This window comes from Chitinophaga sp. SYP-B3965, from assembly GCF_009647655.1.
Taxonomy (GTDB): domain Bacteria; phylum Bacteroidota; class Bacteroidia; order Chitinophagales; family Chitinophagaceae; genus Chitinophaga.
In genome coordinates, this window is sequence record NZ_WJFD01000001.1 from 235977 (window position 1) to 256369 (window position 20393).

17 protein-coding genes are annotated in these 20393 nt (G+C 46.1%); 6 read left to right on the plus strand and 11 right to left on the minus strand.

What is annotated here, in order from left to right; genetic code table 11:
* Positions 1-105 precede the first annotated feature (105 nt).
* The 5 genes from GFS24_RS00905 to GFS24_RS00925 all read left to right on the plus strand — a co-directional run bounded on the left by GFS24_RS00905 (position 106) and on the right by GFS24_RS00925 (position 9986).
* A complete protein-coding gene (locus GFS24_RS00905) occupies positions 106-2865 on the plus strand; it encodes a TonB-dependent receptor (protein WP_153657691.1) in 2760 nt (919 codons plus the stop codon).
* Between the two features lie 64 nt (positions 2866-2929).
* Complete coding sequence (locus GFS24_RS00910) at positions 2930-5431, plus strand: M14 metallopeptidase family protein (protein ID WP_153657692.1); 2502 nt, start codon at positions 2930-2932, stop codon at positions 5429-5431.
* 128 nt (positions 5432-5559) lie between these two features.
* Positions 5560-6258 (plus strand): basic secretory protein-like protein, encoded by a 699-nt coding sequence (locus GFS24_RS00915; protein WP_173002927.1) that lies wholly within the window; start codon positions 5560-5562, stop codon positions 6256-6258.
* 536 nt (positions 6259-6794) lie between these two features.
* Positions 6795-8003 carry a sugar MFS transporter gene (locus GFS24_RS00920; RefSeq protein ID WP_153657694.1) on the plus strand — a complete coding sequence of 403 codons (1209 nt, stop codon included), beginning with the start codon at positions 6795-6797 and terminating at the stop codon, positions 8001-8003.
* A gap of 9 nt (positions 8004-8012) precedes the next feature.
* Positions 8013-9986: a TonB-dependent receptor gene (locus tag GFS24_RS00925; protein ID WP_153657695.1), complete on the plus strand. Its 1974-nt coding sequence runs from the start codon at positions 8013-8015 to the stop codon at positions 9984-9986.
* Here the strand turns inward: GFS24_RS00925 and GFS24_RS00930 are convergent.
* The 8 genes from GFS24_RS00930 to miaB all read right to left on the minus strand — a co-directional run bounded on the left by GFS24_RS00930 (position 9970) and on the right by miaB (position 18138).
* Entirely contained in the window at positions 9970-10572 is a 603-nt protein-coding gene (locus tag GFS24_RS00930; RefSeq protein ID WP_153657696.1) for a thioredoxin family protein, read from the minus strand. The two genes, GFS24_RS00925 and GFS24_RS00930, sit on opposite strands and share 17 nt — an antisense overlap.
* Before the next feature lie 101 nt (positions 10573-10673).
* Positions 10674-11639 (minus strand): YihY/virulence factor BrkB family protein, encoded by a 966-nt coding sequence (locus tag GFS24_RS00935; protein WP_153657697.1) that lies wholly within the window; start codon positions 11637-11639, stop codon positions 10674-10676.
* A gap of 40 nt (positions 11640-11679) precedes the next feature.
* Positions 11680-12729 (minus strand): endolytic transglycosylase MltG, encoded by a 1050-nt coding sequence (gene mltG, locus GFS24_RS00940; RefSeq protein ID WP_153657698.1) that lies wholly within the window; start codon positions 12727-12729, stop codon positions 11680-11682.
* 100 nt (positions 12730-12829) lie between these two features.
* Positions 12830-13168, minus strand: coding sequence for a preprotein translocase subunit SecG (gene secG / locus GFS24_RS00945; RefSeq protein ID WP_153657699.1), 339 nt, complete (start codon positions 13166-13168; stop codon positions 12830-12832).
* 8 nt (positions 13169-13176) lie between these two features.
* Positions 13177-14871, minus strand: coding sequence for a hypothetical protein (locus GFS24_RS00950; protein ID WP_153657700.1), 1695 nt, complete (start codon positions 14869-14871; stop codon positions 13177-13179).
* 58 nt (positions 14872-14929) lie between these two features.
* Positions 14930-15445 carry an LptE family protein gene (locus GFS24_RS00955; protein WP_173002928.1) on the minus strand — a complete coding sequence of 172 codons (516 nt, stop codon included), beginning with the start codon at positions 15443-15445 and terminating at the stop codon, positions 14930-14932.
* Between the two features lie 19 nt (positions 15446-15464).
* Complete coding sequence (locus GFS24_RS00960; RefSeq protein WP_153657702.1) at positions 15465-16703, minus strand: sigma-54-dependent Fis family transcriptional regulator; 1239 nt, start codon at positions 16701-16703, stop codon at positions 15465-15467.
* A gap of 19 nt (positions 16704-16722) precedes the next feature.
* Positions 16723-18138 (minus strand): tRNA (N6-isopentenyl adenosine(37)-C2)-methylthiotransferase MiaB, encoded by a 1416-nt coding sequence (gene miaB, locus GFS24_RS00965; protein WP_153657703.1) that lies wholly within the window; start codon positions 18136-18138, stop codon positions 16723-16725.
* A gap of 82 nt (positions 18139-18220) precedes the next feature.
* Here miaB and GFS24_RS00970 point away from each other — a divergent pair, with 82 nt between their 5' ends.
* Positions 18221-18493 carry a hypothetical protein gene (locus GFS24_RS00970; RefSeq protein WP_153657704.1) on the plus strand — a complete coding sequence of 91 codons (273 nt, stop codon included), beginning with the start codon at positions 18221-18223 and terminating at the stop codon, positions 18491-18493.
* On the opposite strand, the gene GFS24_RS00975 is transcribed toward GFS24_RS00970, so the two are convergent.
* The 3 genes from GFS24_RS00975 to GFS24_RS00985 form a co-directional block, all read right to left on the minus strand.
* Positions 18478-19179 carry a hypothetical protein gene (locus GFS24_RS00975; protein ID WP_216647336.1) on the minus strand — a complete coding sequence of 234 codons (702 nt, stop codon included), beginning with the start codon at positions 19177-19179 and terminating at the stop codon, positions 18478-18480. The two genes, GFS24_RS00970 and GFS24_RS00975, sit on opposite strands and share 16 nt — an antisense overlap.
* Positions 19180-19236: 57 nt before the next feature.
* Positions 19237-19428: a hypothetical protein gene (locus tag GFS24_RS00980; RefSeq protein WP_153657705.1), complete on the minus strand. Its 192-nt coding sequence runs from the start codon at positions 19426-19428 to the stop codon at positions 19237-19239.
* A 218-nt stretch (positions 19429-19646) separates the two neighbouring features.
* A complete protein-coding gene (locus GFS24_RS00985) occupies positions 19647-20393 on the minus strand; it encodes a hypothetical protein (protein WP_153657706.1) in 747 nt (248 codons plus the stop codon).

A 20393-nucleotide genomic window follows, 5' to 3' on the forward strand; every position in this document is an offset into this window, starting at 1 on the left:
AATTAGTACATATTGCTATAAGTAGGTTTGTTAACTATTCCACTTTACGAATATTCTGATGCCTGGCAGATCTATTATTTGAAGAGAAACCCAAACCCAACATATATGCTACAAAATCTATCCAAGAACCTGACTGTTTTATTCCTCTTATTTTCAATGGCAGCCCATGCGCAGAACGGAACCGTTAAAGGTACTGTGCGTGATGCCAATGGGCCGCTGGCAGGCGCTACCGTACAGGTGGAACGCAGTAACCGCGGTGGTTATACCAATGCAGAAGGGCAATACTCGTTGTCACTACCTGCCGGAAAACACGTCCTTAATTTCAGCTACATTGGCCTTTCTCCGGAACGGAGGGAGATAACGGTTGTGGCCAATGAAACTGTCTCTGCTGATGCAACGCTTATTGCCGGCAGTTTGAATGAACTGGTGGTACTGGGTTCCCGTGCTTTGCCGCGTACGCAAACGGAAACACCTGTGCCGGTGGATGTGATAGATGTGAAGCGCATTGTGGGTGATGCCCCGCAGGTGTATGTGAACCAGATCCTCAATTATATTGCGCCTTCTTTCAGTTCCGGTACGCAAACGGTAGCAGATGGTACGGACCATATTGATCCTGCTTCGCTGCGTGGCCTGGGGCCGGACCAGGTGCTGGTGCTGGTAAATGGCAAGCGGCGGTACAACAGTGCTATCGTGAATGTGAATGGTACTTTTGGTCGCGGTGCGGTAGGTACGGATATGAATGCTATTCCTACTTCTGCCATAGACCGCATTGAGATATTGCGGGATGGTGCAGCTGCACAATATGGTTCTGATGCTATTGCCGGTGTGATCAATATTATACTGCGCAGTACGGTGAATCGTTTAAGCGTGAACGTTACTACCGGCGCCAATGCTACTTCCAAAGCAGATGGCCTGGATGGAGAAACAGTGCAAACGTCCGTCAACTATGGTATTCCGGTAGGAAGTAAAGGTGGTTATGTGAACCTTGCGGGTTCTTATGACTACCGTAATTATACTAATCGTGCAGGAGATTGGGAAGGCGCACTTTACCGCACTTATCCTCCGGCTGCAGGTGTAGATAAAACAGATTCTTTCCTCACCGCTAATAATAAAACCCGTGCAGATTTTAAGATGCGGGTTGGGCAAAGCGCTATCAGGGGAGGGCAGTTCTTCCTCAATTCCTTATTCCCTATGGAGAATGGCGGAGAGGTGTATGCCTTTGGCGGTATTGGTTACCGGAATGGCCAGGCCGCAGGTTTCAGGCGCCTGCCACATGAATCACGGAATGTGCTGGATATTTACCCGATGGGTTTTCTCCCGGAAATTCATTCTGATATCTATGATAAGTCTTTGTCTGTGGGCATCCGTGGTGATCTGGGCGAATGGAAAGCAGACCTGAGTAATACTTTCGGGCAGAACAAGTTCATCTTCAGTGTGGTAGAATCGTTAAATGCTTCCCTTGAAAAAGCGTCTCCTACTGCTTTTGAAGCAGGAGGGCCTACTTTCACACAGAATACTTCCAACCTGGACCTTTCCCGCCGCTTTGATGTAATGGATGGTCTGAACTTAGGGGTTGGTGCAGAGTACCGTTTTGAACGGTATCAACTGGTGGCCGGTGAAGAAAATTCCTACGCGGATTATGGCCGCGCCCGCAAGATAGGCGTGGATGGAACGGGGAAAGATATCCTGGTGCCTGACTTCCAGGGGCCGGTGAATACACGTTTTGGTCCGGATGGAGTAGCCCGGCCGGGTGGTGCACAGGTGTTCCCCGGTTTCAGACCTGAGAATGCTGTGAATGCTGCCCGCAGTGCTGTATCTGCTTACCTGGATGTGGAGGCTAATTTATCTTCTAAGTTCCTTATAGGGATAGCCGGGCGTTTTGAAAACTATAGCGATTTCGGCTCTACACTGAACGGAAAGTTAACAACCCGTTACAAATTAAGTGATGGTATTGCTATCAGGGCATCTGCCAGTACTGGTTTCCGCGCGCCTTCCCTTCACCAGCGTTTCTACTCTACTACTTCCACACTTTTTGTAGATGGTATTCCATATGAAGTGGGCACTTTCACAAATGACAGCCGCCCTGCGCAGTTGCTGGGCATTCCGAAACTGAAACCGGAAACCGCGAAGAACTTCAGCGCTGGTTTCACCGGCAGGTTCGGCAAGTTCAATGTTACGCTGGATGGTTACTTTACGCATATAGAAGACCGCATTGTATACACAGATCAATTCAGTGGCAGCAATGCCCCTGGCGCGTCTCCGGTGGACAGGGAGATCTACGAATTGCTGTCCCTGGCTAACGCCAACAGGGCGGCATTCTTTGCCAATGCCATCAATTCTGAAACGAAAGGGGTAGACCTCGTTGTAACGTATTCTACTAAACTGGGCGGCGGTACTTTCCGCGGAGACCTTGCCGGAACCTGGTCTGGCACCACCAGGGTAGGGCCTGTGAAAGCTTCGCCTAAACTGGCCGGTAAAGAGAATATCTATTTCAGCGAAGCCAGCAGGATCTACCTGGAAAGGAGTGTGCCCCGCCAGAAAGTGAACCTGAGCTTATCGTATAACGTCCGCCGTTTTAATGTACTGGTGAAGAATGTGTACTTCGGGCCGGTGGAGGAAGCAACGACTACGGTTATCTATCAGCAGGAATTTGATGCAAAGGTGATCACGGATATTGCGCTTGGTTTCAAGATCACGAAGGAAGTGAAACTGAGCATTGGCGCCAATAACCTGCTGGATGTATATCCGGAAGAGGTAGCATTGGCAGGGAATAAGAGTAATAATCAATTCATTTATTCCCGCAGGGCTACACAGTTCGGTTTTAACGGGCGTTTCATTTTTGCGCGGATAGAGTTATCTTTTTGATGCAGAAGGCATAGCTTGTTTTTACAGGCTATGCCTTATCTTAGCTTTATACAACCCAAAAGCTATGAGGCGCATTATCACAACTTTCTGCATACTATTTACGACACTATGCCAGGCATATGCGCAAACCGCGCCTTCTCCCGCTACCTTCCTCGGATACGAGCCGGGAACGCATTTTACGCCACATTACAAGGTGGTGGAATACTTTAAAGAGGTAGCCAAAAGTGTGAATACGGTGAAACTGGAAACCTATGGGCAAACCTATGAAGGGCGGCCCCTGATCATGGCTACTGTAGGCTCTACTGAAAACATAGCCCGGCTGGAGGAGATCCGTTTGCAGAACCTTGGGCTGGTAGCGGGGGCCAATCCTGCTAATCAACCTGTGATCGTTTGGCTGAGTTACAATGTGCACGGTAATGAAGCGGTATCCACAGAAGCGGCCATGAAAACATTGTATGCGCTGATCAGCGAACGCACCGAATTGTTGAAGAACACCATCGTGATCATAGATCCCTGCCTCAATCCCGATGGCCGGGAACGTTATGTGAACTTCTATAATGCCATTCACAGTAAAACGCCTGACGCTACACCATATGCGAGAGAACATTATGAACCCTGGCCGGGCGGGCGGAGTAACCACTATTACTTTGATCTGAACCGTGACTGGGCATGGCAAACACAAACGGAATCCCGTCAGCGGGTGTTGCAATACAACCGCTGGATGCCGCAGGTGCATGTGGATTTTCATGAGCAGGGGGTAGATGCGCCTTACTATTTTGCGCCTGCCGCAGAACCTTTGCATGATGCTGTTACAGCCTGGCAACGGGAATTCCAGGTACAGATAGGAAAACATAACGCTACCTATTTTGATGCCAAAGGATGGCTCTATTTTACAAAAGAACAATTCGATCTGTTCTATCCCAGTTATGGGGATACTTATCCCACATACAATGGTTCTATTGGTATGACCTATGAGCAGGGTGGTAGCGGCCGGGCAGGTCTGGCTATTGCCACGCGGCAGGGAGATACGCTCACGCTGAAGGACCGGATGGAACATCATTACACTACGGGCATCGCTACTGTGGAAGTATCCGCGGCCAATGCCGGTAAACTGGTGAATGAGTTTGCCGGATATTTTGCAGCAGCACGCAGCAAACCTTCCGGAGATTATAAAACCTATGTGATAAAAGCAGCCGGCAACCCGGAGAAGTTATTGTCACTGGCGGAAACACTCAGAAAGAATGATATCGCAGTGGGTTTTGCTACGGGTAACAGTAGCGCCAGTGGGTTCAATTATTTTACAGGCAAAACAGAAACTTTCAATATTGAAAAGGAAGACCTGGTGGTGAGTACTTTTCAACCCCGTTCCAACATGGTTCGGGTATTGTTTGAACCAGTTGCCCGCTTAACGGATTCTGTTACATATGATATCACTGCATGGGCATTGCCTTATGCATATGGCTTGCCTGCCTTTGCTTCGAAACAAAGATTGGAGCCGGCCACCTCACCGGCGCCGGAAAAGCTAGCCATCGCTGATGCAGGCACTGATAATGTGTACGCTTACCTGGCTCCCTGGAACAGTACCAAAGACCTGAAATTCCTGGTGGCATTGCTCAACAGGAATATCAAAGTGCGTTATTCAGAACAACCTTTTACCATCGCCAATAAAGCATATCCGGCAGGTACGCTGGTGATCACGAAAGCTGGGAATACTTCACTGGATGCTATTCCTGCATTGGCTGCAAAGATGGAAGTATCGCTGATCAAAGTGCCTACGGGTTTTGTGGATAAGGGCGCGGATTTCGGTTCTGATAAGATCCGTTTTATCCGTAAACCTAAAGTAGCGGTGATGGCAGGAGAGGGTGTGTCCTCGCTGGGGATGGGGGAGATCTGGCATTTCTTTGAGCAGCAGATCGGTTATCCCATTACGGTGTTGAATACTGCTAATCTCTATAGCGTGAACTGGAAGGAGCTGGATGTACTGATCCTGCCGGATGGCAATTATGCCGCACTTAATGATAAAGTAATGGCGGAACGCCTGAAGGATTGGGTAAGCGGTGGTGGTAAACTCATTGCTGTGGAAGATGCAGTGGGCCAACTGGCGCAGGGGGACTGGGGATTTAAACTGAAGAAACAGGAAGAAGATAAAGACAAAAAAGACGGTGATAAAAAGGACCCCTATATTCCTTTGAAGTCCTATGCTAACCGGGAGCGGGAAAGTGTAACGCAGTACATTCCCGGCGCTATTTATAAAGTGCATATGGATAATACCCACCCGCTGGCATTTGGTTATCCGGAATACTATTACACGCTCAAACAGAGTGATAAACTGATAGAATTCATTGAAACAGACGGGTGGAATGTAGGGGTTTTAAAAAAAGATGATTACATCACTGGTTTTGTGGGGGCACAGACTAAACTGAAGCTGAAAGACGGCCTGCTGTTTGGTGTGAAGGAAATGGGGGCAGGGGAGCTGGTGCTGCTTACGGATAATCCTTTATTCAGGAGTTTTTGGGAGAATGGGAAGCTGTTGTTCGGGAATGCGGTGTTCATGGTGGGGCAGTAGGTTGCAAAACCGATTTAGTTGTGGCTTTCCGTTGGGTAGATTTGTAGGATTAATGTCATAAAATGATATTGATGCTAACTCCTGATGGGTTTATAACATTATATTTATCCTATAAAATTCATACCTATATGAAGTGCCCTTTAGCTTTAGTCATTGCATTGATACTTTCGGTATCTGCGTTTGCAAAAAGTGATTCAACCATTCTTACAAAAACGGTAACGGATTCTGGTTCTATTATCTATACTAAAAATGGTCTGACACTTACGCTGAATAATAAGTCTGTCAACTTTGATACGGTGGTGTTGCGGCAGCGGTTAGTGGCTACCTTTTTTGAGGTGTATCCTAAGTTGCTGCAAACATTCAATCCTGATGCTACCAAACATGTAGTCTTTAATGTAGACTCTGCGTATGATGGTGTTGCTTATGCATCAAGAGGCCAGATCACTTTCAACCCGGGCTGGTTTGTAAAACATCCGGATGATATTGATGTAGTAACGCATGAGACGATGCACCTGGTGCAGGCGTATAGGGGTGGATCTCCGGGATGGCTCACGGAAGGTATTGCGGATTATGTGCGATTTAAATTTGGTGTAGAGAATATTGGATGGGCATTGCCTGCTTTTAAAGAAACGCAGAAGTATACGGATGCTTATCGTGTTACCGCCCGGTTTTTAGCCTGGCTGGAAGCACATGTGCATAGTGGTATCGTAGTCGAATTGAATACGGCTTTGCGTACTAAAACTTATACGCAGAATACCTGGGCAGAGTTGACGAAGAAAACTTTGGATGAGTTGTGGGCGGATTATGCTAAAAGTCCTGCGTTGTAGTATTCTGCCTGGAGTATGCCGCGCAGCAAAGGGCGGAGTTTTTTTATTTTTTAGGAGGAAGTATTTTTATTAGGCGGAGGTTTTTATTCCTTTGGAAGGAAGTGCTTTTATTAGGTGAAGGTTTTCTCTTTTTAGAAGGAAGTACTTTTATTAGGTGAAGGTTTTATCTTTTTAAGAGGAAGTGTTTTTATAAAGTGGAGGTTTTCTCTTTTTAGAAGGAAGTGCTTTTATTAAGTGAAGGTTTTATCTTTTTAGAAAGAAGTGTCTTTATTAAATTAAAAAACACCCATCGTTCAATAAAGAACCAGCCGTTGAAGTGAGTGACACAACGGCGGCTGATCAAATAACTAAAAGCTGGCTACCTAAAATCTATTATGCTAAAAAGTACTGCGGGTAAAGCATTGGTTTTATAGGCTGATAGAGCGGGTTGTGAGCAAATTCTGCTAAAAAAGTGTTACTGTCTTGCGGCTGTAACACTTTTTTTTACTTGTGGCATCCCGAATTATACTGTATATTCTGCCCCGAAAACCGCTATAATGAATCCACAACCACGTTTTACAGAAAAAAGCTACCTCGTTATCTTTGCATTTGTTACTTCGCTCTTCCTGTTATGGGGGCTCGCCCATTCCATGAGTGATGTATTGAACAAACATTTTCAGACCGTTCTTAGTGTTACTAAATCTCAATCCGGGCTTATCCAGCTTTCTGTATTTGGGGCATATGCGGTGATGAGCATTCCTGCGGGCATGTTCATGAAGAGGTTTGGTTATAAAGCAGGAGTATTACTGGGCTTATCCTTATTTGCTATTGGTACTTTCCTCTTTGTACCGGCGGCTACTGAAAACTCTTTTTCTTACTTCCGGTTTGCATTGTTCATCATGGGCTGTGGCATGGCTACGCTGGAAACAGTGGCGCATCCGTTCATTGCAGCATTGGGAGATCAGCGTACGAGTGACAGACGGATCAATTTCTCTCAGTCGTTCAACGCATTGGGTACGGTGATAGGGCCTTTGCTGGGTAGTTACTTCCTGCTGCGGGCAACAGGGGAGCAACATGATCTTTCTGCTGTGAGGAGTTTATATGTGGGCATCGGCATTGTGATTGCTGCAGTAGCTGTTTCTTTTTCATTTGTAAAAGTACCTGTGCTGGCAGATCCTCATGAAGGGGATGTGCTGGAAGGTGGTGTGCCGAATAAAAAACTGTTCGGGCACCGTCACTTTGTATGGGCGGTTATAGCGCAGTTCTTTAATGTAGCTGCGCAGGGTGGTACCTGGGCTTTCTTCATCAATTACGGGCATGAAGTGATGGGTTTCTCTGATGAAAAAGCAGGGAACCTGATGGCACTTTTTATGGCGATGATGGTATTGGGCCGTTTTGTAGGTACTTACCTGATGAAATTCATTGCACCTAATAAATTGCTGGCTTACTTTGCGGTGGGCAGCATCCTGATGTGTATCATTGTGGCACAGGGCTGGGGCTGGACCTCCTACATTGCACTGCTGATGATCAACTTCTTCTTCAGTATCATGTTCCCTACTATTTTCAGCCTTGGGTTGAAGAGCCTGGGTAGTCATACGCAGCGGGCTGCTTCCTTTATTACCATGGGTGTAGTAGGCGGGGCGTTCTTTCCATTGCTGATGGGTATGGTGGCTAATCACAATGTGGCGCAATCTTATTATCTGCCTATCATCTGTTATTTGGTGATCTTCGTGTTTGGGTATAAATTTTATAAGGTAAGGGCTTAATTTTGCGCAATGGGGAATAAATTCAATATATCTGTTAGCTTGCTGTTGTTTGTTTCCTTTGCGGCATATGCGCAGCGTGATACCTTGCCGGAAGTGGTGGTGCGTTCTTATCTTTCTAAAGAATCACTGATAAGGGTACCAACGGCCACGAGTATATTAAGTGGTGCACAGTTGCAACAGCAACAGGGGTATTCACTCGTGCCTGCATTCAATACCATACCAGGTATCCGCATGGAGGAAAGATCTCCCGGCAGTTATCGCCTGTCTATGCGCGGTAGTTTGCTGCGTTCTCCTTTTGGTATCCGTAACATCAAGATATACATGGATGAAATACCACTCACAGATGCAGGTGGTAATGCTTACCTCAACCTGCTGGACCCTGGTGCGGTAACAGATGCAGAAATACTGAAAGGCCCGGATGGCAGTCTCTTTGGCGCTAATTCAGGGGGCGTGATCAGGCTGGGTGTTTTTGATCCGCCGCAGGATAGTTCGTTGCGTATCAGATTACAGGGTGGCAGTTATGGTTTGTTCCATTCATCTGCAGCTTACAGCAAACAGTTAGATAATTATCGCCTGCAACTTTTTATGGGTTACCAGCGGGCAGATGGATACCGGCAGAACAGTGCGCTGAAAAGGATCTATGCGCAAACTGCACAGCAATGGGAATACAAACCCGGATATAATATTAAACTGCTGGCATTTTATACAGACATGGCTTACCGTACACCGGGAGGCCTTACGCTGGAACAAAGTATAGCCAATCCACGTGCTGCGAGGGTGCAATCCCTTACGCAACAGGCAGCAATATACAACCGTACTTTCCAGGGAGGGCTGGTGCATGAAGCGCAGATCTCTTCCAGATGGAAACATACTATTGCGGTATTCGGTGCGAATACGCATTTTGAAAATCCTTTCATTACCAACTACGAAGCGCGTGATGAAAATACAGCAGGGTTCCGCACTTTCCTGGAATGGCAGAACGCTGAAAATCCTATCCGCCTGAAATTTAATGCAGGTATGGAATGGCAGCGTACGGGATCAGATATTGCCAATTATGGCAACAGGCAAGGTGTAAGGGATACTTTGCAGGTGAGGGATGAGATCAATGCAGGACAGCATTTTTACTTTGCCCGCTTCTCTTTACAATCAGACCGTAGTATGCTGGAAGGTGCAGCGAGCTTGAATTATTATCACTTTGTGTTTGACCGTAACGGACGCACACGCATAGAATTCAAACCTGTACTCATGCCGCGCTTATCTTATTCCTACAGGCTGGAGGATGATCTGTCCCTGCGTGTAACGGTGAGCCGTGGTTATTCTCCGCCAGCTACAGCAGAAGTGCGTGCGTCCAATAATGTGTTCAATACTTCTTTGCAACCGGAAACGGGCTGGAACTATGAAACAGGGTTACGTTACCTTCCGCGCACAGGGCGTTACATGCTGGATGTGGCTTTGTTCCATTACCGCATGCAGAATGCCATCGTGAGGAAACTGGATGACCTGGGGAATGAGTTCTTTGATAATGCCGGTGGTACACGGCAGACAGGGCTTGAAGTACAGGGATCTGTATGGCTCTGCCGCAAATTGGAATTACGTTCCGCTTATACTTTCAGCATATTTAAATTTGATGATTATACAGTAGCAGGAAAGGATTATTCCGGTAATGACATGACGGGTGTGCCGCAACATGTAGTGGTGACCAGCGTGTTATGGCATTTGCCATATGCCTTCTCCCTTTTTGCGCAGCATAATTTTACGAGCAGTATTCCTTTGGATGATGCTAACACTGTCTATGCCAAACGATATCATCTTGTGCAGGGGAAAATAAGCTGGCAACACTCCCGTATCACTTTACAGGCAGGTGTTGATAATGTATTGAACGAAAAGTATAGCCTGGGGAATGATCTGAATGCGCTGGGTGGCCGGTACTTTAATCCTGCACCGGGCAGGAATTATTTTGCTAATGCTACATTTTCCTTTTGATCCCGCAGCCAACGGAAGCGCTGGAGCTTACTTCCACAGCTTTGCCTGTTAGTATCGCATTCATGGCATTATGAAGGTACTTCTGCGATACATCCGCAGCGCTGCCGGGATTATCATCAATAGCGCCTTTATAGACCAATACAGCGTCTTTATTGAATAAATAACATTCAGGCGTGCGGTCTGCTGCAAAAGCATCCGCTATTTCGTTGTTCTTATCTACTGCGTAATACCAGGCGTAACTTTGTTTTTTGGCATAACTCTGCATCGCTGCATAGGAATCTCCGCCATCTCTTTCCGCTTCATTGGAATTGATGAGGATCACACCAATATTGTTCTTCAATGCGAAGTGGCAGATCTCGCGGGTGCGTTCCTGGTTGCGCGCCACATAAGGACAGGTGTTGCAGCTAAACATCACCAGTAATCCATTACTTTTTTTCGCATCATTCAAGGAGATCTCTTTACCGGTGACATCTTTCATTTTAATGTCCGGTTTAGGCATTTTGGCGCCTAGTTCCAGTGCATCCGGTAAACGAAATGCAGCCAGCCATACAGTAGCAACAAGCAGTAAAACGAATTGCTTTTTCATAGGCTCAATTTTTAGGTTCGTATGTAAATTAAGCTATTTTGGACGCATTTAAAAGCCCCCCGAGAGGATTTAGAAATTTTCAAACACGCATTTCCAAATTGTCATGAAAGCCCCTGTACTTCCGGGTTTTCCGCTTTTCGTTCACTGGCTATTTCCCGCAATGTACTGATGCTTGTATTCAATTCAAAACCAATGAGAAGGATGAAAGAATTGAAGTAAACTACCAACATAATTACCAGGATAGTTCCGATGGAACCGTAGATCTGGTTATACTGCGCAAAGTTTGTCACGTAAAAGGAAAATCCTAATGTTACCACGATCATGGAAATAGTGGCGAAAGTGGAACCTGCGGAAATGAATTTCCACTTTTTCTTGGTAGCAGGACCAAAACGATAGATCACGGAAATGATGGAGAAGAACAACAATACGATCAATGTCCACCTTACCAAACCAATGATGAATTGAGAGAAGGAATCACGGATATTTAATTCCTGCATGATCCACTTTAAGATAGCACCTTGTGTGATGATCAATGCAATAGTCACCAGCAAAAGCAGCACTAAAAAAATGGTGAGTTTTAGCGCCGTGAGGCGTGTTTGCCACCAGGTACGCTGATTGAATCCCGGCAACATTTTATCGAAAGAATTCAGCATGCCCATTACGCCATTGGAGGAATAATAGAAGCTAAGGATGAAAGCAAAAGATAACAGCGTGTTCCGTTGTGTATAGAGAAAATCATGGATCATATCCCTCACTACAAGATAACTGCTATAGTTAGGTGTAAGTGATTCTGCCAGATCATATAACGTAGGTTCTATGTTCTGCAATGGTATATATGGAACGAGGGTAAGGATAAAAATAAAGAAAGGCGGAATAGCCAGCAGGAAGTTGAAAGATGTGGCAGCAGCTCTTTCCGCCAGGCTTTCCCGGGCGGTTTCTTTCAGAAAAAAAATGATGACATCATACAATGGCGCTCCGTCGAACCCGGGTAAAACCAGGTTCTTACTTTTCCTGATCACCCAGCTTACGGGTTTCAAACGAAGGATTAATTTTTCAACGTCAATCATCAAGGCATTGTTGGACCGGGGTAAAAGTACTGAAAGTTGCTTACTTTATTCCCCTTGCATTCAATGCTTTCTGATAAGCCCTTGCGTTTTCCATGTGCTCTTTGTAACTGGTGGCAAATGCATGATAACCGCTGAAATCTGCTCTTGCACAGAAATAGAGGTAATCAGACACTACAGGTGTTAACACGGCGTCTATGGACCTTGGAGACGGTGTGCAGATAGGGCCGGGAGGCAGGCCGCTATAACGGTATGTGTTATACGGAGAATCAAATTCTGTGTAAGCACCCCAGATCCTTTTTAAACCGAAGTTCTTTAATGCAAATTTAACGGTGGGATCTGCACCCAGTTTCATGCCGGTGCGTAAACGGTTCAGGTATACGCTGGCCATGGTGGGTTTCTCATCGTGTTTGTTGGTTTCCTCTTCCACGATGGAGGCAAGCGTGGTCACTTCCGTAGGACTTAAACCCAATGCCATTGCTTTGGCTTTGCGGCTTTCATTCCAGAAAGTAGCGTAAGCACCTTCCAGTTTTTCAAATACTTTACCTGCGCTGGTGTTCCAGTAGAATTCGTAGGTATTAGGCATTACGGCACACATCACGGTATTGGTATCCAGTCCGAACTGCCGGAGGTACACCTGGTCCTCAAAAATGGCTTTAAGGCTGTTTGAATCCGCTTCCAGATTGGCAGAAACGAGATGGATGAAATCTTCCTTCAGCCTTAACTTATTGATCACGAGTTTTACAGGGGATTGCCTGCCTGAACGTAACATGCGGATGATCTCCAGGTTGCTCATGCCTTTCTTTATCTCATACCGGCCTGCTTTTACGCGGGCGGGGTAATCCAGTCTTTTTGCTACCAGGTTGAAGGTGGCAGGGGAGCTGATGATCTCCTGTTGCTGCAATCCTTCCAGAACGTTCTGGTAATTGCTGCCGGTAGGGATGTAGAAGTATTTCTTATCTCCAAAGGAGCGGGTATTGGGGCCCATCAGCAGATAGGCGGAAAATACCAAAACGCCGGACAGCAGGCAGCCAATGGCTACGGCGATGCGGCGGATCCAGGGAGAGCGTTGACTTTTAGGTTTGTTCTTCATTGAATAAGATAGGGTATGTGATCATTCACAAATGCGCACAAAAAACCCCGCTTTTAACGGCGAGGTTCGTGTAAATATTATGATTTGTATAATATTAGTTTTACTTAGGTTGCTGCTGCTGCGGTGTTGGCAATTTTGCAGGTGCAGATGCCGGAGCCGGAGCGCCACCAGTTTGTTCTGTAACGCTTTGTCCTTTTTGAACGGAACCGGCGCCTTTATTTACAAACATAGCGGAAGTGAGGCAGAGGATGGCAATCGCTGCTGCCAGGATCCAGGTACCTTTTTCGAGAACGTCAGTTGTCTGACGCACGCCCATCACCTGGTTACCGAAACCACCGAAGGAACCGGACAGGCCGCCACCTTTGGGATTTTGTACCAGTACGAAGAAGCCCAGCAAAACACAGGCTACTACGATCAATATTCCAAAGAAAATCAACATATTCGTTGCTATTTATTGTTGTCTGTTATTAATTGTAATTCTTTTATCTTTTGCGCAAAATAAGCGTTTTTGTCGGGATTAAGCAAACTTAATTTTTGATATATCACGATCGCTTTTGCGTGCTGGTGCTGGCGTACCCAGATTTCAGCCAGTGTTTCTGACACGATATCATCGTTCAGGGTAATGGACTCCATGGCCATTTTTTCCACTCTTTCAGATACTTCCGGCTCGTCATCTTCGTATAAACGGTGCATTTGCTGGTGATACCAGTCTTTGGTGGCTTTTCCTGCCACAAAGTTATCTTTCAGCTCCCGCAGCCAGTCTGTGAAGCTTCTCATTTCAGCCTGTGCTTTGTCATTCATCATTTCTGCAGTATTCGGATCTTTCAGCTTTTTATAGGCAAAATAGTCTTCTGTGTATAGTGGCTGGAAGGTGAGGACGGTCTCTTCTTCCGGTGTGTCTATCGGGTGGATGCGGATCGGGCCTTCTTCCAGTTCGTCGTCGTCGGTTACAACTTGTTGTTTTTCAGTTGTTTCTGCGGGAGCGGGGAGGGAGATGCCTCCTGTTATTGTTGTTTCTGTTTCTGCGAGGATGTCTTCTTCTTCGATCTCGGGTTCGTAGTGGGGCTTTTCTTCTTTCAGTGCCTCGTAATCAATGGCTACCACTTCGTCCGGTGCGTCTGATGTTCTTTCTGCTTCGAAGGCTTTTTCTTCTTTTATGGCTTCGTAGTCAATGGCTACGATCTCGTCTGGTGCGTCTGAGGCTTTTTCTGCTTCGAAGGCTTTTTCTTCTTTTATGGATTCGTAGTCGAGGGCTACGATCTCGTCTTGTGCTTCTGAGGCTTTTTCGGCTTCGAAGGCTTTTTCCTCTTTTATGGCTTCGTAGTCGAGGGCTACGATTTCGTCTTGTTCTGCAGAGAGAGGTGTGTTATTTTCTGATGAGGTTCCCTGGGCTGAGAGGTTGTTTTCCTCTTCAGTTGTGGGTTCCTCTTCAGCAGAGATGTTATTTTCAAGTGAGGGGTTTCCTTCAACTGAGAGGTCATTTTCCTCTTCGGCTGTAATGGGGAGCCCTTCGGCAGAGTAGTTATTTTCAAGTGAGGGGGTTCCCTGGGCTGAGAGGTTATTTTCTTCTTCAGCTGTAATGGGGAGCCCTTCGGCAGAGAGAGGGGTGTTATTTTCAAGTGAGAAGTCTCCTTGAGCTGATAGGTCGTTTTCCTCTTCGGCTGCAGGTTCCTCTTCAACAGTAACCTCTTCTTTATTCTCTATAATAGGTTCCTCTTCGACAATAACCTCTTCTTCCTCTATTATAATCTCTGCCTTTTGGGCAGCGAGGGCGGCATTGGCTTTGTCTTCTGCTTCTATTTCATCGAGGATCTGCTGGTCTTCGGCAGAGATGGCGTCTTCCAGTTGTTCTATTTGAACAGCGGCGGGAAGGGTGGATTCAACTGCTACGGGCGCTTCTTCGAAGAGCGTGGTATCTGTTAGTAATTGATGTAAATGTTGCGGATTGCTGCTGTAAAGCTGGGCTTTTTTCAGCGTAGGGGCCGTCAGGTCAGGACGTTGAACGTATTGTTTCTGCGCCAGCAATAAACGCGCTGCCGCAAAATAAGGATACGTTTCTACCAGCCGTTCCAGTTCAGACTGGTCAACATGCCGGATATCCGGTTGGTTAAAAATATGGTGAATGATCCTGTTAGCGGTCATGGGTGCTAAAATATGAAAATAATACTTAAATCAAATAGCAGTAAGGCGATATCCGTTACTACCAGTTAGCAAAAGCCCTGTTGAAAACATCATCCACGAGGTTCGGCACAATCTCTCCCAACAGGCGAGGCTCCACTTCTGTAACGGTTTTTCCTGCGTCAAAGTCTGCAGAGCGGGAAAAGGACTGGCTGGTAAAACCTTTCTTGTCGCCCACCCGCTTGATCAAAGTGATATTGAGCGTAATGGTTAAACGGGCTGAGGCCGGCTTGTCTATATCGGTTACTGCGGCATTGGAAACAGAGTACCCGGTGATGGTTCCTTTGAATTCATAATCAGCATTCTGATCATTTGTTTGTGTCAGCGCTGTTTGCGCAAGGATCTTCGTCCGCAGTTTTTCCGTTACCTGCTGACTTAATTGCGGATTATTCTGCGGTGCACGGTTTTCAATAAAGCGCACCAATACGGTTTTTGCTGCCGGATCAATACTGGCGCCAGAAGCGGAGTATTTAATAGAACATGCCCCCAAAAACAGCCACAGGCTTATGCTTACAAAAAAAGATATTGTTCTGGACATAGGTTGGTGGATAGCGTATTTATTCATTAATATTATATTCCTTCAGTTTCCTGTACAAAGTCCGTTCCGAAATTCCGAGGTCCAGCGCGGCGTCCTTACGTTTTCCTTTGTGTTTCTTCAGCGCTTTTTCGATCAACTCCTTCTCTTTGTCTGCAATAGACAAGGTTTCTTCCACTTCTTCGTGATGATCTATTTTGTTGCTGTCCTGGATAATATAAGGTTGCGGATTAGAGATGATCCCTGCCGGCGCGGCCTGCGGTTCCGGTTTTTGGAAATTATGCAGTACGTTTTCATCCTGGAACACACCTGAATGTGCGATGGAAGGATTCTGCAGGATGTCGAAGAACATCTTCTTGAGTTCTGTTACATCCTTCTTCATGTCGAAGAAAAGTTTGTAGAGGATGTCCCTTTCGCTGCTGAAATCTCCGCCACCGTTGTGGTTAGGCGCCAGCATCGGCAGGCGGTTCATTACCTGCGGTTCTGGCAGGAACCTGCGCAGTTCCTTGGCTGTCACGTTTTTATCTGTGGCTAGTACTGAGATCTGTTCTGCAATGTTCTTTAATTCCCGCACGTTACCGGGCCATGGATAATTGGTGATCATATCCCGGGCTTCGTCATCCAGGTGGATGGAGGTGGTTTTGTAACGTTCTGCAAAGTCCACACAGAATTTGCGGAAGAGCATGGCGATATCCTCTTTTCTATCTCTTAATGAAGGAACGCGAATAGGTACAGTGTTTAAACGATAATAGAGATCTTCCCGGAACTTGCCCTGCTGGGTGCTTTCCAGGAGATCGCGGTTAGTGGCTGCTATTACGCGTACATCTGTTTTCTGTACTTTGGAAGAACCTACGCGGATGTATTCTCCTGCTTCCAAAACTCTTAGGAGACGAGCTTGCGTGCCCAGCGGCATTTCGCCGATCTCATCCAGGAAAATGGTACCACCGTTCACGGTTTCGAAATATCCTTTGCGGTTATCAACGGCTCCGGTGAATGATCCTTTTTCGTGACCAAATAATTCAGAGTCGATAGTTCCTTCGGGGATGGCGCCGCAGTTCACGGCTATAAATGGATTGTGTTTGCGGGCGCTCAGGGTATGAATGATCTGTGAAAATACTTCCTTTCCCACACCGCTTTCTCCGGAGATCAACACTGTAAGATCAGTGTTGGACACCTGTGCGGCTACTTGCAAGGCATAGTTCAATGCCTGCGAGTTGCCGATGATGCCGAAGCGGTTCTTTATACTTTGAATGTTGTCCATCTGTTTTTTAATTTTTATCTTATCCTTCCACAACCTTTCCCAGCAATGTGCCGGCTGTACAGTTCTCTACTTTAACCATAACATACTCGCCCTTTTTATGTTCTCCTTTGGGGAATACGATCACCTTATTCTGATCGTTCCTGCCATAGAGATCGTCTTCTGAACGTTTGGACGTGCCTTCTATCAGCACTTTGAAAGTTTTTCCCACATCCTTCTGCATACTTGCGAGGGTATGTGTACGATGCAGGGCAACGATCTCCGCGAGGCGGTGTTTTTTCACTTCTTCTGTTATGTCGTCCGTATACCGGCGGGCAGCCAGTGTACCGGGACGTTCAGAATAAGCATACATATAGGCGAGATCAAAATGTGCGTAGCGCATGATGTCCATCGTTTCCTGGTGATCTTCTTCTGTTTCTGTGCAGAAGCCGGTGATCACGTCGGTGGACAGGCCACAATCCGGGATCACTTCCAGGATGCGGTCTATTTTTTTCTTGTACCATTCCCGCGTGTACGTGCGGTTCATCAACTGGAGGATCCGGTTGCTGCCGCTTTGAACGGGCAGGTGGATGTAATTGCAAATATTTTCGTGGCGGGCGATGGTGAGGATCACTTCGTCCGTAATGTCTTTGGGATGAGAGGTGCTGAAACGAACGCGAAGTAAGGGGCTGATGGCCGCTACTTTTTCCAGCAGCCTGGCAAAAGTGATGGTTTCATCCTTTTGCTCGTCTACAAAGTAGTAGGAATCCACGTTTTGGCCTAATAGCGTTACTTCGCGGAAACCTCTTTGGTAGAGGTCCGTGGCTTCAGCAATGATGGATTGTGGTTCCCGGCTTCTTTCCCTGCCGCGGGTGAAAGGTACTACGCAGAAGGAGCACATATTATTACAACCCCGCATGATGGACACAAAAGCGTTGACGCCGTTGCTGTTCAGGCGAACCGGGCTGATGTCCGCATAGGTTTCCTCGCGGCTGAGCAATACGTTGATGGCTTTCTGGCCGGTGGAGGCTTCTTCTATGAGGGAGGGGAGGGAACGGTAAGAATCCGGTCCAACTACCATGTCTACCAGTTTTTCTTCTTCGAGGAACTTGGATTTGAGGCGTTCTGCCATGCAACCCAATACCCCTACCAGGAAGCCTGGTTTGGCTTTTTTGATGCTTTTGAACTCTGTAAGGCGCTTGCGGACGGTCTGTTCTGCCTTTTCGCGGATGGAGCAGGTGTTGAGGAGTACGAGGTCTGCTTCTTCCACGTTCCTGGTGGCGCCGAAGCCTTCTGTATTGAGGATGGAGGCCACGATCTCGCTATCGTTGAAATTCATGGCGCAGCCATAGCTTTCTATGTAAAACTTTTTGGCGTAGGTACGCATATCTCCGGCCTGCGGAGCGATTGCTTCGCCCTGGCGGTTCTCATCATGTACTTTAGGTACGGTATCCAGCATGCACTGTCGAAATTTAGAAGGGCAAAAATACATAAAAAAATGACAGAATGACAGGTTAAGTTTTGCTTATATTTCGGGTCTTATGAAGATAGCGCCTGACAAATGGAAGCATTTTTACGTGGGGATCCCGATGGGGATGGTACTGCAATTGGTGGGGTTTTTCCTGTTCCCGGGGCAGCTGGGGTATGGGGCTTTGTTTGCCTTTGTAGGGATTGTGGTGATCAGTTATGGGTTTGAGTTGTTTTCGCTGGTAACGGGGAAGGGGCATCATGAGTTGATGGATGCGGTGGCGGCGGTGGTTGGAGGTTTTTTGGGGCAGGGGGTGTTGTTGTTGGGGGATTATTGGATTGGGTAGGTGGTGTAATAGGGAGGGACGCCTCTGTAGTAGGCGGGTGTTTCCTGGAGGTTTTCCGGAATGATGAAATTTGGCCATTGTACTTCTTCGCGTGGGATGAAGAAGCCTTTTATGCAGTTGGGGTTGCGGATGCAGATCTGGATGTGTGTTTTTTCGTGGAAGCCGGCGTTTTCGTAGATGGGGGAGCCTTCGATGAAGACGCCTCTTGCTGAATCAAAAGGGGGAGTGTGCCTGATTCTCATTGATTCATGCAAGTTTTCAATTACATAACAATCAAGTTCTCTAAGGATATGGTCTTTTGAGTTATTCGTGTTCTTATTCTCGGGTAATTCGGTGTTTTCTAATATTGCGCAATCTTTTAAATTTTCATAAGATACTTGAACGGATCGGATATATTTTTTATCCATTAAATCAAGACAGTTGCCCAAATTTAATACAGCGCCTAGTACTGCGGGCTTCTTTATTCTCTTTCTGCCAGGAGGGCTAGTAGCAAAGTCCAGGGCCCGCTCATAATTATTTTGCCAGAAATAAAATCCGGATCCTAGCCAGTCATGTTTGTTAGCACTGATTTTTAGCATCTTCTTTCCTGAAATAACAGCATCTCTGACAGATTCTTCACAACCATGAAAGCCTAGTATTAATCCAGGATCGGAAGTATATATGTAGTTTGGTTTTGAGGTTAACATTTAATTGGGTTGATATATTGACGAATCTTATTCTGTTGTTGTTTGTTCTGCTATAGTCTATTCTTCTTCTTTCCACTTTGCTTTTACTTCTTCTGCAGCTTTTATCTCTTCTTTAGTCATTGGAATGAGTAGATGCCTCATCCCCAAAGAATCAATTAATTCTGCTGCTGCTTCTTTGGAGGAACGTATAAGTTTTCTCTGTGCCAGCAGGCCATCTTCAATTCGTTTAAGATATTCTGATTGTGTCATATAGTGGAACATAATGAATGGTTTTCGTAAAAAAATTCTTCATACTGCAAATGTAATGATTGTTATACTTCAAATTAGCAAGAAGTATTCATGAAAATGCAAACTGTTTGTTATTAATTCAGAAACAGATATTTCATTAAGCTGAGTGAAGAATTTATCGAAAAACGGCCTGTGGATATGAGGATCTACAGGCCGTTTATATTTTTATGTGTTTATTTTCATGCAAAAAAATCCTTCATAAAATTAGTATTCACACCTGTGGTGAGATCCAATACATCAAACCTCCTTACCTCACAAAATGACCCCATTTCCTGATCGCCATTGATCAGTATGGCACCCATTAAGATCACGTGCCTGCATTTGTAGCTGGTGTTATTTACTAAATAGTTGATCCTTTCTTCTATGGCTTCATACATCACATCTGTTGCTTCTTTTAATTGATTGGCTGCACTGGTGATCCTGTTCTTTTCTTTTAGGAATATTTGTTCGATGGTGTTCATCTGGTAATCATAATCATTCACATTCCCTTCAACGATCTGGTTGTTCAGTAATTTGGCCAGGCCTGCTTTTGCAGCACCACAACAACCAGATGGTTTCGTTTGGCCTATCCTGTTGATCTCGCCTATTTTTCCATCTTTGGTGATGCCGATGTGCGGACCGTAGAAAATATATACCGCACCATCATCCGGCACATGGGCTGCAAAGGCGCCCATGCCTGTTAAGCCTGTGAAAGGATATCCATCTAATCCTCCCATCTTAAATGGCCCGAGGAACTCATGTGACCTGGCTGGATATTGTATGCTGTTTACATCATCACTACAGATGCTATCTGCCAGCATTACTTTGCCTGGATCTATATCTAGTTTTTCTTCGATCAGGTCTATTAATCTGTTCACACAATCAATAGTGGTTACCGCATTCGGGTAATACTGGTGTACGGGCGCTAATTTTTCTTTCTTTTTCAT

Coding starts and splice junctions, on each gene's coding strand:
- mltG (WP_153657698.1), bottom strand. CDS start 12,729: ATGAAGAACAAACCTAAAAGTCAACGCTCTCCCTGGATCCGCCGCATC.
- miaB (WP_153657703.1), bottom strand. CDS start 18,138: ATGCTGGATACCGTACCTAAAGTACATGATGAGAACCGCCAGGGCGAA.
- GFS24_RS00960 (WP_153657702.1), bottom strand. CDS start 16,703: ATGGACAACATTCAAAGTATAAAGAACCGCTTCGGCATCATCGGCAAC.
- secG (WP_153657699.1), bottom strand. CDS start 13,168: ATGTTGATTTTCTTTGGAATATTGATCGTAGTAGCCTGTGTTTTGCTG.
- GFS24_RS00950 (WP_153657700.1), bottom strand. CDS start 14,871: ATGACCGCTAACAGGATCATTCACCATATTTTTAACCAACCGGATATC.
- GFS24_RS00910 (WP_153657692.1), top strand. CDS start 2,930: ATGAGGCGCATTATCACAACTTTCTGCATACTATTTACGACACTATGC.
- GFS24_RS00975 (WP_216647336.1), bottom strand. CDS start 19,179: ATGTTAACCTCAAAACCAAACTACATATATACTTCCGATCCTGGATTA.
- GFS24_RS00980 (WP_153657705.1), bottom strand. CDS start 19,428: ATGACACAATCAGAATATCTTAAACGAATTGAAGATGGCCTGCTGGCA.
- GFS24_RS00915 (WP_173002927.1), top strand. CDS start 5,560: ATGAAGTGCCCTTTAGCTTTAGTCATTGCATTGATACTTTCGGTATCT.
- GFS24_RS00955 (WP_173002928.1), bottom strand. CDS start 15,445: ATGTCCAGAACAATATCTTTTTTTGTAAGCATAAGCCTGTGGCTGTTT.
- GFS24_RS00930 (WP_153657696.1), bottom strand. CDS start 10,572: ATGAAAAAGCAATTCGTTTTACTGCTTGTTGCTACTGTATGGCTGGCT.
- GFS24_RS00985 (WP_153657706.1), bottom strand. CDS start 20,393: ATGAAAAAGAAAGAAAAATTAGCGCCCGTACACCAGTATTACCCGAAT.
- GFS24_RS00905 (WP_153657691.1), top strand. CDS start 106: ATGCTACAAAATCTATCCAAGAACCTGACTGTTTTATTCCTCTTATTT.
- GFS24_RS00970 (WP_153657704.1), top strand. CDS start 18,221: ATGAAGATAGCGCCTGACAAATGGAAGCATTTTTACGTGGGGATCCCG.
- GFS24_RS00925 (WP_153657695.1), top strand. CDS start 8,013: ATGGGGAATAAATTCAATATATCTGTTAGCTTGCTGTTGTTTGTTTCC.
- GFS24_RS00920 (WP_153657694.1), top strand. CDS start 6,795: ATGAATCCACAACCACGTTTTACAGAAAAAAGCTACCTCGTTATCTTT.
- GFS24_RS00935 (WP_153657697.1), bottom strand. CDS start 11,639: ATGATTGACGTTGAAAAATTAATCCTTCGTTTGAAACCCGTAAGCTGG.